Source organism: Paenibacillus sp. IHB B 3415 (assembly GCF_000802655.2).
Classification (GTDB): domain Bacteria; phylum Bacillota; class Bacilli; order Paenibacillales; family Paenibacillaceae; genus Paenibacillus_AQ; species Paenibacillus_AQ phytohabitans.
Map to the genome: position 1 here is coordinate 1 of NZ_JUEI01000064.1, position 17,844 is coordinate 17,844.

General features: G+C 55.1%; 9 protein-coding genes and 1 riboswitch. All 9 genes read right to left on the reverse strand.

The annotated features are described in order from the left end of the window. Positions 1-300: 300 nt before the first annotated feature. Positions 301-624, reverse strand: coding sequence for a hypothetical protein (locus QW71_RS40620; protein ID WP_039305805.1), 324 nt, complete (start codon positions 622-624; stop codon positions 301-303). A 922-nt stretch (positions 625-1,546) separates the two neighbouring features. Next, positions 1,547-3,727, reverse strand: coding sequence for an S-layer homology domain-containing protein (locus QW71_RS38240; RefSeq protein ID WP_052770208.1), 2,181 nt, complete (start codon positions 3,725-3,727; stop codon positions 1,547-1,549). Between the two features lie 192 nt (positions 3,728-3,919). Then, positions 3,920-4,109: riboswitch (cobalamin riboswitch) on the reverse strand. Between the two features lie 516 nt (positions 4,110-4,625). Continuing rightward, positions 4,626-4,943: a hypothetical protein gene (locus QW71_RS25545; RefSeq protein ID WP_039305809.1), complete on the reverse strand. Its 318-nt coding sequence runs from the start codon at positions 4,941-4,943 to the stop codon at positions 4,626-4,628. Beyond that, positions 4,888-7,908, reverse strand: coding sequence for a hypothetical protein (locus QW71_RS41870; protein WP_052770211.1), 3,021 nt, complete (start codon positions 7,906-7,908; stop codon positions 4,888-4,890). Before QW71_RS41870 ends, QW71_RS25545 begins: the two co-directional genes overlap by 56 nt. Then, complete coding sequence (locus QW71_RS25555) at positions 7,905-9,167, reverse strand: hypothetical protein (protein ID WP_039305811.1); 1,263 nt, start codon at positions 9,165-9,167, stop codon at positions 7,905-7,907. The genes QW71_RS41870 and QW71_RS25555 overlap by 4 nt, the downstream gene beginning before the upstream one ends. 509 nt (positions 9,168-9,676) lie before the next feature. Continuing rightward, positions 9,677-10,312: a hypothetical protein gene (locus QW71_RS25565; RefSeq protein ID WP_039305816.1), complete on the reverse strand. Its 636-nt coding sequence runs from the start codon at positions 10,310-10,312 to the stop codon at positions 9,677-9,679. Between the two features lie 35 nt (positions 10,313-10,347). Beyond that, positions 10,348-11,619, reverse strand: a complete 1,272-nt coding sequence (locus tag QW71_RS25570) for a VWA domain-containing protein (RefSeq protein ID WP_039305819.1) — start codon at positions 11,617-11,619, stop codon at positions 10,348-10,350. A 346-nt stretch (positions 11,620-11,965) separates the two neighbouring features. Next, the gene (locus tag QW71_RS25575; RefSeq protein WP_052770214.1) at positions 11,966-14,389 is read right to left on the reverse strand and encodes a transcription initiation factor TFIID; all 2,424 of its coding nucleotides are present in this window, start codon (positions 14,387-14,389) and stop codon (positions 11,966-11,968) included. 4 nt (positions 14,390-14,393) lie between these two features. After that, positions 14,394-17,783, reverse strand: a complete 3,390-nt coding sequence (locus QW71_RS25580) for a tubulin-like doman-containing protein (protein ID WP_039305822.1) — start codon at positions 17,781-17,783, stop codon at positions 14,394-14,396. Positions 17,784-17,844 lie beyond the last annotated feature (61 nt).

Here is a 17,844-nt window from a genome sequence, read left to right on the forward strand (position 1 = left end):
GGCGGCACAGGCCCGCCGCCTGCGGCATCCGGCTGCGCCTTGGAGCAGCCAGTGAGCAGCAGGACGACCAGGAGCAGGAGCAGCGGATAGAGTCTCGCCCTTCCTGATTTCAATAGACTGAACATTACCTCGAGCACCTCCACAAAAGGAAAAAGAACGGGGGCAGTCAGCCTGTTCCCCGTTCCGTCCAAACACCTTATGATTTCTTAGTGTGACTTATACAAACTAATCCTGAGCAAAACACCATCAGCCAGCCCCTTGGCCGCTGAGCATCCAGTCCCGCAACCCGCAGGAGCTTCTCTATCGGCTAAGATCAGCCGCTTTAAATACTGGCTGGCACCACACTCTCAGTTTCATTAGCTCTAGCTTCATTAACTCTAGCTCCACTAGTAATAGCTTCATCAGCTTCATTAGCTCTAACCCCACTAACAATAGCATTATTTGCATCATCAGCTTCATCAGCATTAGCTCTAGCTTCACTAGCAGTAGCTTCATTGGCTCATTAACTCTAGCCTCACTAGTAATAGCTTCATTAGCTTCGTCAGCTCTAGCTTCACTAACAATATCTTCATTAGCTTTATTAGTTCCCACTAGTAATAGCAACATAAGCTTCATTAGCTTCATTGGCTTATTAACTCTAGCTAAACTAGCTCTAGCTTCATCAGCATTTGCTCTAGCCCCACTAACAGTAGCTTCATCAGTAGCATCATCAGTAGTAGCATCAGTAGCATCAGTAGCATCAGTAGCATCAGTAGCGTCAGTAGCATTTTAAATCATCTGCGCATCAGTAGCATCAGTAGCATCAGTAGCATCAGTAGCATCAGTAGCATCAGTAGCATCAGTAGCATCAGTAGCATCAGTAGCATCAGTAGCATCAGTAGCATTTTAAATCATCTGCTCAATCCGGGAAAGCATGCCTTCCCGAGCGAAACTCCGCAAAACATCCCTCCGCCGGAACAGTAATTGGATTTATGACACTTATTTATCCTATGCGGACTTCAATGCCGATCCTAGTTGGATTAATGACACTTAATTCTGCCCCTAGCCGGGTCATTCGCTAACTCAAGCGAGATTAAGTGTTGTTTTTCCAACTACGCCGCCATATCGGGAGATTCACCGGGAATTAAGCGGCATTTATCCACCTGTATATCCCGCCCGCATTTTCGCTTTAGGCTGCTCCATGCAAAATCTTGCAGAAAATACAACTTAACTCCCTTAATCCTTAGGCATTCGGACAGATTGTTGTATGAAATACAACAATCTGTCCCGCTACACCGCTTGTTAGAAGAGAAATGCTGCCTTTTGTACAACAATTTTCGAATATAGGCTATATCCTGGTGAAAATGTTGTATTATGTGCAGGATTTTCAACAAGCCTTCGGATTCCCACCCCAAACGCGGGTTGAAATCGTGAGATTCTTGCCCCAGCAGCCCTACTATTCAAATTTTACTGCTGACTAAGACTAAGTTATATATTCATATTTAAGGTTCAGCTTATCTAGGATCTTTTCTTCATCAAGGCTCTTCTTCCTTGACCCATATCCTTCCTAAGGCAATCTAACCGCTACAGCAGCGGCCATTTCTCTGGTTACAGCTGTGGCAGGGGCGAATTCGCCGCCGGTACCGCTCATAATTCCAAGTCCGGTTACAGTACGTACCGCTGTTAATGCGTAGGCGCTGATCTGGTCTTCATCGGTGAATTTGCCGGTTCCGGCTGCTGCCGAAGCTTCGTCCAGCTTCAAGGCTCTCACGATCATTACAGCCATATCCTGGCGGGTAACGGGGCCGTCCGGTTTGAAGGCTGTACCTGTTACTCCGCTGACAATTCCCAGTTCCTTCGCTTTGTTCACTGCTCCATAATACCACGCATCCGCCTTAACATCACTGAAACTCTGGGCTGACGATGCCGCAGACGGCTCGTTGCCGGTCAATCTAAGCAGCAGTGCCGCAAATTCAGCCCGGCTAATATTCTTCTTCGGCGCGAACACGAGGCTGCTCTCACTGACACCGCCCATCAGCTTGCGGTCATAGGCCGTATACACTGACTCCAGCGCCCAAGGCGAGATTGACTTCACATCAGTAAAAGCAGCACGGTCAGCCGCAGCAGAAGCCACGGTCAGCGGCTGCGAATAGCGGACTACCGCAGGTGTGCTGTCTTTGAGATATCCGGTAACGGTAATCGTATATTTATTCGCTGGCAGGCCGCCGGCAACAACAGCTGAACCCGCAGCATCTGTAACAGCAGTTTTACCGCCGATGGATACCTGAACCCCTGCGGCCGGTGAGGATACCGGGTCGGAAGTGAAGGTCGCTTCATTCCATACCCACTGCTTTTGAGTTACTTTTACAGTGATATCTTGTCCAGGCTGCGGCTGTGCAGGGGAGACCGTCACGGACTCTACCACCTGTGTATTATCCCCGCCATAATAGACAAGCACCCGGTCATTCTCCGCAAGAAGGAAATCACCCATGCCTACACTTGGATAGATCCACGCTCCACCGCGTGCTACAACATACATCCATCCGTCATAGCCGCCAAAAGCACCCGCCGTCACGCCGCCGATTCCCGTCACATAATTGCCAGCTTCATTGACCAGGGCCACCTTCTTCGCCGCTGCTGCCTTCTCCAGTGCTTGAAGTACATTTCCCGCATATACAGTGCCTTCTGCCAGGGTTCCGTTAGGGCCCTCAATGGCAACGGACACACTAACCTGAGGACTCTTCACAGGTGAATTGCTAAGGTCATAGAGCTTGCTGCCTGTGCTGAAAAGCTTGTAAGCCACCAATGCTTCCAGCGCCTGCTCTGTCGAGAGCTGATTGTAGCTTCCCCCCGCTGTATGAGCGAACCCGCCATCTGCTGCACTATAGCTAAGAAGCTTACTGACAAGGTTTACATTGCCTACGGTATACTCCGCCCCTGCCGGGTCAAGGCCAAAGGAGGACAGACCAATAATGGCTTGAGCGACACTCTCGCTGCTGTCACCATAGCCGCCGTTCTTGTCCTGTGCGGTCGCCAGCCAGGCTGCCGCCCGCTGTCCCGCGGTATTGGCTGCCGGATCAGCCTTATGTCCTGCCAGCACAGTAAGCACCATCGCCGTCATGTCCGGGTCACTTGCTCCCGTAGTCAGGGTGAAGCCGCCGTCTGTGTTCTGCTTGGACAGAATCTCAGCCAGCAGTTTCGCCGGTGTCCATTTCGCATTGTCAGGCATAGTATACGTTCCGGAATCAAGCGCCAGCAGTACATAGGCTGCGTTGTTCAGCGTCTGGCCGGTAATTTTATCGTTATTGTAGAGCTTCTCAATCAGGTTGTAGCCGGCGACATCCGCCGGATTCCCGCCAAGCGCCCTAACCGCAAGCGTAATCCGCGCATAATCCGTAGCTCTGGCGTAAACACCCTTTGCTGCGGCTACTTTACTCTCAAGCGCCTTTAAATAACTATCCGGAACCTTGTAGCCCGCCTGCGCGAGGCCGATGGCCTGCCAGTCGGACTGGACTCCGGCCTTCAGCACAAACTCCGAAGTGGCATAGACTGCCTCAGCTACGCTAACTGCTGTGCCTGCCGGTAGAGCCGAGGCCGTATTCGCGGTATTCGCACTCAACTGGGCTGATGCGGTATCACTCTCTGCAAAAGCCTGTCCTGCCGGAGCCACGGATGCTCCCAGAACCGCGAACATCATGACAACGATCAGACCCAGCCGGATAAATTTGGATGATAGATTGTTCTTCATTGCTTGACCTCTTTCTGTGAATAGAATGGTATAGATGAATCCTGCGTCCTCCGCTGATGCGGGTGCAACATAAAGACCGCCCTGTACAGGGCGGCCGGGGAAGGATACAATACATGCGGCTGAAAAGAAGTTTCCCTACACACAGCCCCTGCTTATATTTGCACCTGTTCCGCATTCTTACCCCCGAAGAATAGAAACAACAACGAAAAAGGCAGGTCTCCTGGCTTAAGCTTCATTGCTTCCCCCGCCTTCCCATCCTATTATCAGACAGTGGCTTCTCAGGAGTCGCTCCGCATTTACAGTGGCGGGACCGCACCGGACTTGCACCGGACTTCCCTTTTAAGCAGATTACAATCGTAGAACCGGCATGGCTATCTGCTAAATGACAGCGCCTGTTTCTACGGAAATCCGCACCTTTTTCCAAAGCTTATTAAATTTTAATATTCACAAACAATCATATCTACTATTCCCCTGTATGTCTATAGACAAGCTGTTTCAATTATATGCAGCCCTGCCCCTTCCGCACAAAAAATCCTGAACAACACTCGCCGCATTCTCCCGGCATATCGTGCTGTTCAGGACTTAAATAGTGATTCTTCCGCTTCCGGCAAGAGCCGGCAGCGGGTTGATTGTATTATGTACAACAGAATGGGAATAAAAGGCGACCATAATGCATTCTGCTGTATTTAATACAATTGATTTTGGAATATAGCCCTTATAGGCTCTAAAATCCGGAATCTAATGTACCAAATACAATAGAACACATAATAGTGCTGATTAATCCGGATTTGAGTGTACAAAGTACAATGACCTCTCTGCCAACTTTGGCGGCAGCACCGTTGATGAAATGCCGGACTTCTCTTACATCCGGCTTCGCCCAATTCAGGCTCTCACTCAATCATTCCGCATCCGTGTCCGGGCTGGCGGAAGGAGTGGGGGCGGTGCCGGGTGTAGTCTCCGGAGTAGTGCTCGGAGTAGTGCTCGGGGCACTTCCCAGAATGCTCCCCGGACTAGCCTGTAGCTTCAGCGTATAGATTCCGGCGGTGATCACATCACCCGCGGCCAGCTTCGCGCCCGGCTCCAGCTCCACCGTCACTTCATATAAGCGCGCAGGTGTTCCTGCGCCCGATGAACCCGCCGCCGGGGAGGCTTCGGCTTCATCAGAGCCGTGTTCCTGCGCCCGATGAACCCGCCGCCGGGGAGGCTTCGGCTTCATCAGAGCCGCCGCTATTTCCAGCGGCCGCATCTCCATTCGCGCCGCCGTCAGTCCCCACGGCTCCCTCATCAGAGCCGCCGTCAGTCCCCACGGCTCCCTCATCAGAGCCGCCGTCATTTCCGGCGCCCGCTCCACCAGAGCCGCCGCTATTCCCAGCGGCCGCATCTCCGCCGCCGTCAGTCCCCACGGCTCCCTCACCAGAGCCGCCGTCAGTCCCGGCAGCCAGGCAACTGCTCGCAGTTGCTACAACCTTGTAAGTGTCCGCAACGTTATTACCGGACATCACAATGATCTCCGCCGGCTTGAAGTCGGAGCACTCCGCCGCAGCGGCAAAGCTGAACACCAGCTTGACGCCTGCTTCCCCGCCGCTTTCACCCCCGCCAGCACTCCCGGTGCCTTCCGTTCCGCCGCCTTCAGCTCCGCCAGCGTTCCCGGTACCTTCTGCTCCACCGTTTTCGGTCCCTGTGCCCGTCCCGGCACCTGCCACTCCGCTAGCCAGCCGTACAGAGACAGGGGCTTGCTCTTGCCCATCCGCATTCTTGATATCGCCCCGAATCGGGCTCACAGTCGGCTGCGGCGCAGCGGTATCCGCATCCGGCCGCAGCCAGCTGATAGCGATAATGGCAATGATCAGTACGATCCCAAGCACGCTGCCGGAGATCAGGATCTGAAATCGGCTGCGGCTGACCCACCGCGCCAGCGGCGAAGCCAGCTGGGAGCGGGCTTCATTGTAGACATTCTGCATGGCGGGCGTTGCGGCCGAGCTATAGCTTTTGCGGAAATCGCGGTTCTTGAACGCCTCACGGTCGTTCTTCAGGAAATACTTCAGCACCGCCCGCCGGTAATTCGGCCACAGCTTCTTGCTCGAGATGGTGAACAGCCGGTTATGCTGCGACCAGGCCAGGAAACGGTAGACCGTTTCCTTATCATTGCCCGCTTTGCGCGCCACCAGCTCCAGCAGCGCATCGTAATCAAGCGGACCGCCCTCACGTTCACTGCTGTGGTAGAAGGCCAGCGGCAGCCGTTCGAACGGCTCGATGCTCCGCGGCTCCTTCAGCCAGCGTCCTCCGAGCAGCTGTACATCATCCAGCTCCCGGGGAGACAGACCGGCGAAGATATCCTCGTCCGGCTTCTCCTCCCCGAACCAGCGGTACGCAGCGCGCAGCGCATTCGCTTTACGCTTAGCGATTGCATCCAGCGGCGGCTGCCAGTCCGCCGTATCCCGGTAGCGCAGGAAGGAAATCTCCAGCAGCTGCTCCATCGTCAGCTCGTCCAGCGAGATCCGGTTCAGCAGGAAGCGGTCGGCAACGGTTCCCAGCTCCTGCAGCAGTGACAGCGCTTCAGGATGTACACCGCCGCCTCTGCGGCGTTCTTTCTCCGCCTTCTGTACCGACTCATGAACCGATGCCACCGCCGCCACCGGATCATTGTCCCGCTGCAGCTTCTCCAGCAGATATTCCTTGACGGTATCGCGCACGAAAGCCTGCTGAAGCGCCTCCGGAAGGAAACGGCCCCAATGCGCCACGAACCGCAGAATATCCGCCGATTTCGGCGCGTCTGCCAGCCGGGATTCCATATAAGGCTCCAGCAGCGCTTTGCGGAATATAGGCTGGGCCAGCACTCTTTTGAAGAAGGCCGCACTAAGCTCATCGTTGCCCTCAATAATACCGTAAGCGGCAGCAAGCGCATCCTCACGTCCCGCCGACTGGCAGTTCAGCATCCCGTTGATGAAGTAATCCACAATTTTAACCCGGTAATTATGGCCCGGCAGCGCAAAATACTCCTTGAACCACTCCAGAATCTCCGGCGCCGGTATCCCTTTTTTGCGGATCAGATCATACTCCCGGTCGAACCGCTCCAGGAACATATCATTCAGCCGCATCCGGGATTCCAGCGCCCCCTCCGGCTTCAGATAGGACAGCAGGCCGCCGAGCACAGCGTTCTTGTTCCCTGTATATAAATCTTCATTGCCCTGCTCAATCTCATAAAAGACAGCCAGCTCATTGTAGAGTGCCAGCGACAGCTTGCGGTCCACACTCTCACCAAGCAGCAGGGAGTCGGCGAATCTGGCGAAATCTCTGAGGCTTCCGCCCGCCTGCCCCAGCGTCTTCCAGGCCAGGTCTGCATACGTCTGCCGGGACTCCCCGAAATCGGCATTCAGAATCCGCGCGCCTGCCAGATCAAAAATATAATCCTTCTCAATACTCCGGTCCCCCGGGCGCAGCGAGCCCTTCTCCACAAAGGTCAGGTGAATATATTTGCGGCTCTGCGGCTCTTTGGCATAAGTGATCACTCCCAGCCTGCGGCGGAAGTCATGCGGCAATGAAGCATAGAGGACCTCCGTCAGCTCCACCGCACGCTGCGACAACTCACTGATAGGCACATTCAGCGCCACATAGATCTTCTTCTTGCCGGCTACGGACAGCATGACCGCCTGCAGCAGGGCTTTGAACAGCTCTTCGGTGAACCCGAGGCTGCGAAGCACGGTCAGCGGGTCTGCCGACTCTTCACGGCCCCCCGCTGGAATGAACTCCAGCTCAGGCAGTGTTCCGCCCGGCTCCCCCTCATAACTCCGCGCAAAGCCGGCATGCAGCCATTCCCCGTACCCCTCAACAATCTCCTCCGAGCGGATAGGCGGCACCACGAAATTATGGGCGAAAAAGGCGCTCCGCTGCCCCGTGAAATCCGCCGCCAGATAGCGGCTGAGGCCAATCACTGTCTCATTGCTCTCCGTATGGAACAGGTGCAGCGCGTCAGGATACAGCTCCTCATCCTTCTCACCGCGTGCCGCGAGCTCCGCCGGAGCATCGTAGAGGCAGAAGGGATGCAGAATTTTTTTGACAAAATTATTGTCGAGACTCTCCGATTTCGCTACCGTATCGAATCCCTCTGTCGCCCGGTAAACGCCGCGGCGCTCGCGGGTATACATCTGCTGGGTGATCATGGACCCTGAAAATCTGTTCACGGCCCGTCGCTCCCCTCAATATAGTTCAGCTTGTGCAGCAGCCAGATAAACGGCTCGTCCACACGGATCGGACTGACGACACCCTCCACCTTCTGATTGACCGGATTGCTCCCCAGCGCAGATACCGCGAAGTAACCGGTGTTGGCAAAGTACACATCCATCGTGTCCTTGAACGGACGGTCGACCTTCTCGATAAAGCGGCGGATTTCACCGTCGATGTTGTGGAACTCGTCCAGATTCAGCGTTTTGCGGTGCACATAGTTGTTGAACACGTTGCTGTTGGACTTGATGTAATCGCCGTCCTCATCCTTGAGTGAGTGCAGCATGTCGCTTTTGGCCAGTACAATGGCCGTTGGAATATTGGTTTTGCTCTTCTCCTGATAAGCGATGAAGTCGCCGAACATCGTCAGCACCACATCGCGCGGCTCATCATACTGCGACACCCACTCGCCCGGACGGTCGCCGAAGTTGATGCGGATTTTCTCGCGGATGGAGCGGATCTGCAGCGGATCGACCATGAACAGAATGCCTGCGGAATTCTTGATATGCTGGCCGTGCAGGCCCAGATAGTCCTGATCGACCATCCCTTCACCGGCAACATCGAAGAACACCAGCGTCAGCGGGGGCTTGGATTCATCCTTGAACACGAACTGGAAAATGAACGGCTCCTGCATCTTCTCCTTCTGGGTAGAAGCGAGCAGATCTCCCCGCTCGAACAGCGGCTCTTCGTACAGGGTGCGGAATTTGCGGCTGATCTCGGCATTCAGCGGCATACAGGCCGCGTCAAAATGCCCCGCTGTCGTATGCTGCAGCGTATGGATCAGCGAAGTCATATACACGGACTTCCCTACCTGGGAAGCACCGATAATCGAGATAATATTGCTTGGCACCTTGCCGGCAGTTACAGGCAGCTCGTTATGGCAGGACGGACAGAGCCGTCTGCGGGTCAGCACGCCATAGCGGTCGGTGATTCCGGTCAGCACATGGTCCGTATAATGATGATATTCCTCAGGGATATCCGCCGGATTCAGAATCGCTTCCATATCGTCTACCGTATCCAGGCCGAAGCGCTCACGGTACTTATTCAGCAGATCATCTTCGCCCAGCGCATAATTCTCGTCATCCTCACGGCTGTGCATGGCCCGGAATACCACTTCTTCCGGCTCAAAGCGGGAGAAGCAGTACGGGCAGACGATATCATAATACAGCGGCCTTGCCGGGGGCTGATTCTTCTTCATGAAGCGGCTAAAAAAAGACATTTCTCTTCCTCCTCAACGTTTTGTCCGGCAGCTCAGGTAAATGAGCGGCTGACAAAACTGGCTTCGAAAGCATAATCTCCAAGTTTTGATGCAGCAGCTCAACGAATGAGTCGCTGACAAAACTGGTATCGCACGCAATTGCTTCTATAACTGTGAGCAAACTGTGAGCAGGCTGGCCCAATCGTCCAGCCTGCTTCGTCCTTACATTCTGCAATTCACTAGCATTCCGCCTGTACACGAATCTTGCAGCCCACTATAACTGCACTTTGTACAGCTATATTACCGTTTCCGCCCGCTTGCGTCCAAATAGCTGCAGTTCGTGCAACTATACCGGAGCAGAGAGCATGATTAGAGGCTTTTCCCGGGATATAGATGTACAAAATACAATTAAACATCCCGTACGGCAGAAATCTGCCACTTTAGCTGTATGAAATACAGTTATTCCATATCTGGACGTATCCAGCTGAGCTCCGCGCTCCAACTAATATTCCTTACACCCTGCCAGCCGGTCACTCCGGCACCAGCTCGTAATATAAACCGTACTTGCGGCCGTCCGTGAAAAAGATACGGATGAAGTCGTCTTTGCCGACCTCAATCGGCGGAAGCTGATTTCGTCCGGGGGCGAAATCCTGTACGAACGGGAAAAGCGCCCCGTCCTCCCTGGAGGCCGGATGGCCGTCCCGCTTCTTCACGTAGCAGAGTACTTCCTTCGGTACAGGCACTTCGGCGGTAATTGTCATATGCACAGTTTTCAGCTTGCTGAACAGGCCTTTTTTGTGCTGGACGGAATAATAGATTCTCGCTTTGCCTGCGCTGACCAGTGTCTTGTTGGCACCGTCCCGCTGACGCACCAGCAGCGTCTCCCCGTTCCCGGCCAGCCGGGCATAAATGGTATACGCCACCAGCCCGATCTCATCCAGCCGGTCACGGTAGCCATTATTCGCTTTGTACTCTTCACGTGTGTAGAGCTTCATGCCGGAAGGCGGGTGTTCCCCATCCTCCGGTGCCTCCGCAGAGGCTTTATGAATACATACCGCCTGCACGCCATCCGGCCAGCGCCACCGCAGCGTGCAGAAGCGGTCTTCCACTCTGGATACGACTTCTGTAATAGCCGGTGCTGCAGAATGAACCTCGGCGTACCTCATGGCAATAGGCCCCTTTCATTAGCTAACCATCAGACTCAGAATCCCTTACTGCCGCGGTTCCGGCGCGGCGGAGGGAAGCCGTCCGCAGGTGTGGCCGCAGCTCCGGCGGCTCTCCCCTTGCGGGACAGGCGTCCTTCCCCTACAGGTACTACATACGTAAACAATGTAAGAATAGCAACGAGCACCAGCAGTGCCAGCAGGCGGATCATCGGGTCTGTAACCGTATCCCCGTTTAGACCGAATTCGAGAATCAGTCCGGCAGCGAGCCCGGATAATGCGCCTCCGAAGCTGAAGCTGCGGGCCAGATGGCGGTTATCGAATATAATGCCAAGCCCGAGGCCCAGTGCGGTACCAATCAGGATCAACGCCAGAATCCGCACTACAGCATAATAAGGACTATCTGCTGCCCTATCGCTGCGCTCGGTAAGCAGGGTCCGGTCGCCCAGACGGTCATAGATCTGCTGGAATACCTCGCCCAAACGGTTCGCATCTGTAACATCATAATACTGGCCGCCTGTCACGCTGGCGATATCCTGCAGAAGATTGGAGCCGGACGGATCATCCAGGGCAAGCCCGATGGTATTGACCGCAATGCCGCGGTCCACAAATGCGGTCAGCTCCGTTGAAGTATCAAACTGGCTGAAGCCGTCGGATAACAGAATGACCATCGCTCCGCGGTCCGCCCCGTCTTCATTGATGACATTCATCGCTTCTGTAAGCGCACCGCTGATATTCGTTCCGCCCTCGGTAGTCACCAGGCTGCTGATTACATCCGACACCTTCTGGCGGTTCTCCGCCTTCGAGAGCGGGATCAGCGGCTGGACTACCGAAGCCTCATGGCTGAAGGTGACCACAGCCACCTTGTTGTCTTCATCCAGCTGCTGCACCAGTGCTCTGGCTGCTTCGTAGCGGCTGTTATTGGGGTCGCTTTCCAGCATGCTGCCGGAATCATCGATGACCATGATCACATTCTTGACCGGCTTGATGCCGCCAAAGTTCAGTTCATACACAAACTCGGTCAGCGTACCTATGCCAAACAGCAGCACCACTGCCAGCGGAAGCATTTTCCATGACGTGCCGAGATAACGGAGCTTCCAGGACTGGCCATTCAGCTTGGGCGAGATCGTCTCGGCAAGCACGCTGCCCACCGAGACACAGAGCGCGACAAGGGCAAAATAGATCCCAACCAGTACAATCGGCGGCAGGTCATATGGCCTGCGGTCCAGGAGCAGCTCGCCAAGTACAAAAGCCACACCGCCGCCCAGCAAACTGAAGAGGAGCAGGAGGAGGTTGATTTTACGCTGCATTAATATTCATCCTTTCCGGAAAAACCTTAATAATAATGCGCTTGAAAACCGGCGCTGTGGGGCTGGAGTTTCAACTGCAGAGTGAATAGGCTGCTAATTCTATTCTGATGCATTCTGTACAACAGATTGCCGGAAAAGGAGGCTAAAATTCCATTCTATTGCAGTTCGTGCAGTAGAATGAGAGAACATTATCCTAATTCTCTGAGTTAGCCCGATTCTGTTGCACTAAATACATTAGAACCCTTTTTCCCGACAAATCAGGACCAATCTATTGTACTTTTTGCAGCAGATTAGCTGCAGCGAAGCTGCTGCTGCCCTGTCCCGCCGTATTTCCGCTGTACGAATCTCATCTCATCTCCGGCAATTGCTCCTCAGCAAGACCGTGCAGCGTATAGCCGTTGCCCGCATAAGTCTCATAATATACCTTGCCGTTACGGTAATAGAGCAGGTCCTCCAGATGGAATCCGCCCATCAGATTCAGCTTCTCCACTCCGCTCCTGCGCTGCTCATGCACGAAGCCCAAGCGGTAGATGCGGGTGGTCTCGTCAGCACCGAAGGCGTAGCGCAGGAATTCGGAGGCACTGTCGCCGAAGAAATATTTCTCCTCATGCCGGTGCTCCTGCGTATATTCAAACAGGCGGACATTCATTGCCGCCTCCTCTTCGAGGCTGCGGTAGAGCTGCTTGAACAGCTCCTCCTTGGAGACAATGTCCCGGTTCTCATAGGCCGCCGCGACATTGGCACGCCGCAGCAGCTCTTCCTCGAACGGAAGCGTGAAGGGCCCTGCCGTCAGCAGCTCCCGGCGGCAGATTTCGATCAGCCGCTCAGCCACGGCATCGCGGCCACGGCGCAGCAGCTCCGAGAGGCTGCCCATAAACCGCTCACTGAAGAAGATATCTCCGCCGCGCCGCGTCTCGATATCCTTCATGACCTCTTCCGTCACGCTGCGGTAATATTCCATGATGTTCTGGTCCACGGTGTCCTTGCTGCGGCCAATGCTGGCAAGGGCCAGGCTCTGCAGCTCCTCCTCCAGCGCTTCCATCGCCAGGACCTTGGCTCTGCTGTCCGCATGCAGCTGCTCAAGCGCCGCATCATAGCGCAGGCAGAGGGCAAGCTCGCTTTCGAGCCGCAGAATCTCATATTTCTTACCATATACGGTATCGAATAAATAATGAATGAAATTACGCACAGTCCGTTTATCCAGCAGCGGCACCCGCTGGAACGGCTGACGTTCTACACTCTCCGCATAGAGCCGTTCCAGCTCCTCCTGCGCAGAGAGCAGTGCCGAACGCAGTCCGCCCATATGCTGGCGAAGGGCATGGAGCACACTCCCTCCGCCTTCTGCCAGCTCAGCTGTCCATTCTGCGAGCTGGTAGAAGGTCACCGGCGGAGTTGCCTGCTCCTCGGCGGCCAGAACGCCGGCCCATTCGCGCGCAGGGTCGATCGCCGCAGTCCTTCTTGCGGACACCTCCACAAAGTTGCTGCGGAAATAGGCCTGCCCGCCTTCGCCGAAGAGCAGCTCCTCGGCTTCGCGCAGCGACAGCGCTCTGAGCTCCGAGTAGGACGGGCGTCCATGGCTCATCAGCCCGGTCATCTCCGCGAGGCCGGTGTCATCCGGCAGCAGTTCCGCCGCGCGGGCACGCAGGGAATCCGCTCCAAGGCCCAGCAGCGCCTGCCGCTCCTTAAGGCTCCGGGTAGTGCCTGCACGCATTCTGGCAGCCAGATAATGCAGGGCATGGTAGAGTACCGCCAGCGCAATCTGCCGGTTCGGCCTGCGTACCGCCGAGAAACCGGCCGAAGCATAGCCTTGTCTGCCCGTGCTGCCCCGGATGCCGCTTTTGAAGGTCATATTATTGTAGCCGCCATGCCCGGAAGCATGATCAGCCGCAGGCCGGACACGGTTCTTCAGCAGGCTGATATGGGCAATAATCTCATAATTATCGTCCATCCCGTGAACGGACATCAGTCCGCGCTCGTTCTTGTCGGAGAGCAGATAGACCAGATCGAACAGCGCGGAGGGACCATGGGCCACGGGGATGGACAGCCCTTCCTCCGTAACCAGAAGCGGAGCGCTTAAGGCATAGTCCGCCGCCTGCATCCCGTCCAGCTCACGCAGAAAAGCCAGCCCTACCGAGCTGGAATAGCCAAAGTTATCCCCTTGCTCCCGCTCGTTGATCAGCGCATACAGATCGGTCTGCACCGACTTGAATGACTGGCTGAGGATGGCGCGGGCCAGCAGGGCAACCTCCGGCAGCAGCACATTAAGCGGATCATCGACCCGCGTAACGATGGACAGATGGATGACATCGAACGAAGAATACAGCCGTCCGTAGTCCGCTATGCTGTTGCTTAACTGGCGCAGCGTCCGGTTCATCCCGGCCAGGTACTGGCTGTCCTCATGAAATTCACGGTACAGCTCTCTCCGCACCGTCCGGGGATCACGGCCCGCCGTGTTCGGCAGGGCCATGTGCAACACGCGTTCATGAACGCTGCTGTTACCGCTGCCGATCCATCCCTTGATTCCATCCTTCTCCTGCGTACTGCCGCTGCCGCTGGGAGAACCCGCGTGCAGCGCCATGACACCGCCTGCATTGTCCCATTTGCGCTCGCAGCGTTCCAGCACCGGACCGATGGCCGGGGTCACCTTGTCGCCGAGGAACAGAAACAGAGCAGGGTAATGGATGCTGCTGCGCCCATCCCCCTTGTTATGCTGTGCTTCCTCCTGCGCAGCGTACTGCTCTGCATATTGTAAGGCCTGATCTCTGATCATAGGCTTACTTCAGCTTTCTGCGGATGCTGCCGAGCTTGCCGGTCAGGCTCTTGTAGAAGCCGTACATTTCATCGCCGTTCGCATGCTCTACCCGCTCATATTCCAGGCTGTCGCGCGCCTCCAGGAACGATACATACATCCCTTCCAGCTTATACAGCAGCGGAGTCACGTCCTCCGCCGCCGTCATCTCTCCGGCCCGGCGTGCCGCCTTGCGCAGCAGGACACTGCGGCTTTTCTCATCGAGCGCACGGAAATGGCGGTAGACAGCATACTCCACATAGCTGCGCTCCTTCATCAGGTTCGCGAACGGCTCCCAGGCATCTTCGTCTTCGTCACGGTCATAGACATAGAGCGCACCTTTTTTGGTGATGGTATCGGTGTACAGCGCCTCAATGAACTGGTCGATCCACTTGTCTTCATCCAGATGCTGGTGGACCAGCACTTCGAGTTCCGCTGCCTTGGCCGACAATGCGTCGTATTTCGCCAGCTCTTCACGGACACGGGCAATCAGCTGCGGGGAACGGATCAGGTTCTCCTGGGCCAGCTCACGGTTGATGCTGCCGAAGATGTCCTTAATTCCTTCACGTTCCAGGCCGCCCGCGCGCAGCGCTTTGAGCTCTTCAGCGGCTTTTCTTACTTCGCCCAGATTCGGACGCGACGAGCCAAGCTGCAGATCATAACCGCTTAGCATTTTATCCAGATCAAACGGCTTCGTGAAGATGACCGAGAAGCGGCTGCTCGTATTCTCGTCGATGCCTTTCTCGATAATTACACCAGCCTCCAGGGCACGCAAGAAGTCGGCACGCACTCTGGCATTATAATCACGGACCCGCGCATTCACATAGGTATCGCCCCATGACTTCTCCGGAATCGGGGAAGGCAGGTAGGTCCAGTTATCCTTGTCAGTCATCACCAGATGGCGGCCGATGCCTTCCTTGTCCAGGATGGTCCGTTCATAGTTCTCCTCGAACACCCGCAGCGGCGTATACACAAACAGCGGCACCCCGTTACGTGTATTCAACCAGAAAATCCGGTTCTTAACCTGGCTCTCCTTGATCGTGAACTGCGATTTGCCGAGCGCATTGTTCTGATAATTGCGGATTCCCTTCAGAATACCCGGCGCCTTCACCGGCACGGATACGAAGCCCCAAGACGGGAAGTGCAGACTGCCGGAACTGTTGCTGAGGTGGAAAATCGGCACCGCATCTTCATCCAGACGTCCGGCGATAATCCGCTCAACGAACTTATCCAGCGGCTCCTCGCGCCCGTATTTCATCACCAGGAAATCTTCCATTGAACGGGTAATGAGATCACCGAACTTGTCGCTGAGGAATTCAGAGATCGAACGGACGATATCAATCTCCTGTTCTTTGACCCAGCGTCCGGAATGCTTCAGCATTTCGCGTGTGAAATCACGGATCAGATCGTCGCCGTCCTTCTGGTCCATCACCTTGGAGATGGTTGCCGAAATATCCGGCACATTGACGATATTCCAATAGTAGGTTTTGTTGCCCTTATGATCAGCCTGCTCTTCGCCATTGATCAGAATGTCGCCATTCTTCTCGAAGATTGAGCTGAGCGCTGTCAGAATCTCCGTGAATACGCCGTAGATCCGGCTGTTCTCTTCATTCAGAAGCTCGTACAGATCCTCGTAGAACTGGATCATCTGCTCGGTGCGCTCCACATCGGCATGCAGCCAGTATTCATTGATCTTGGCTTCGATATAGGCGTTCTTCTTCTTCTCCTTGGAGACAAAAGCGCTGCGCGCATCGCCCAGCTTCTCCTCTGCGCTGTCCTGCGCCGTCTCGATATCACGCGGCAGACGGAGCAGGCTCTCCCGCAGCGCTTCAATATACGACTGGATCAGCTTCAGGATACAGAAGCCCTTCTCCGTGTAGAGCAGCCGGGATACATAGAACGGCCCCTGCTCCGGATGCAGGAAGATCCGCTCCAGCTCCTCGCCGAAACGTCCGGTAATTTCGCCCGGCAGCTGCTTCTTCGCTTTGATGTATTCTTCCCGCGCACGGGCGAGGAAGTTCTGTTCCAGCTCCGTATCTATGCTGACCACCTGGTTCTTCACCACATTGGCATGGCTGAGGCGCTCGCTGTTCTGATAGCCGGGCAGCGGCTCCGGCACACGGGACTCGAAGGTCTTGATCATCGTATCGAGATCAATGCCGAGCTTGCGTGCCATCTTCTCCACATCTTCCTGCCCCGGGGCGTGATGGAACATCTTGTCCATCTTGTCGAAGAGGCGGAAGGCCAGATATGTGGTCATTTCCTCAATCGGCAGCACCGCCGAGGAAGCGCCGATAATGTTGTATTCATAATTCGCAGGATACGTCTTGTTCATCTGCGCAATGTTGGTGCGGATGTTGCTGATATAGTCATGGATGGCGAATTCCTCGCCGGAGGCTTTTTCCTCGCTGGCCATGAAGTTGGTAATATTCTCAGCCGTTACATTCATGCAGTAATCATAGGCATTCTCCAGCAGCTTGCCTTCCGTATTCGTCGCCGAGATCAGATGACACAGATTGAACGGCGGCAGCGGCGAATTGACGCTCAGAATATTGCCGTACTGCTGGCGGAACCGTTCTCCCCGGCTGTCCACATTCATCCAGTAATCCAGCTCTTTGAGCGCAGCATAACCGTTCTTGCGGATATACTCGCGGGTGTGCTCGCTGAGGCTCTTGTTCGCCAGATTCACATCCGGGGTGAACAGGTAACCCAGCGTATTCACGCGGTCGATACCGGCAGCGCCATAGTCACGTTCAATAATCCCCCGGACAATGTAGGCAATATCCAGAAAGGCACCGCTGCCTGTTCCGCCGGACAAGCCGGTAAGCAGGAAAACCATCAGCTTCTTGCTGGTGCCAACCGACAGCGTCTTGATCTTCTTATCAATTGCAGCCACGACCTGATTAATCTTGGTGAACAGCAGCAGGCGTCCGGCCTGACGCACCCCGGCGGCTCCGTTCATCCCGTCTGTGATGCTCAGCTCCGGCGACAGCCAGTCTGTAATGTACGAATCGAGAATGCTGCGGTTCTGCAGCAGCCCGCCGATCTCGGCATTGGCCAGCAGCACGAATTCATTCTGCGGGTCGAGGCCGATGCCTTTGTATTTTTTGCCGCGGTCCTGTTCATTGGTCTCGAACGCCAGGAATTCTACATTGTCGGGCTTATCCCGTTTCTTCTTTGACAATGGATCCTCAGGCAGCTTGAAGCGGCGGTTAATCTGGTATTTCAAGCGCAGCAGGGCATCGATGCCCGTGCCGCCAAGTCCGATAATCAGAATCGGGTTGTCTATGGTGTCCACTCTTATTTTGTCGCTGACGATCCCTCCGCCAAGCGATACATCGAGCTGCTGAATATGTTCTCTTACTACCGGTTTCATAGGTTATCCTCCTAAAAGTTATGCGTAGCGCTTCTTCCTGTACGTGCTTCGTTCAAAATTC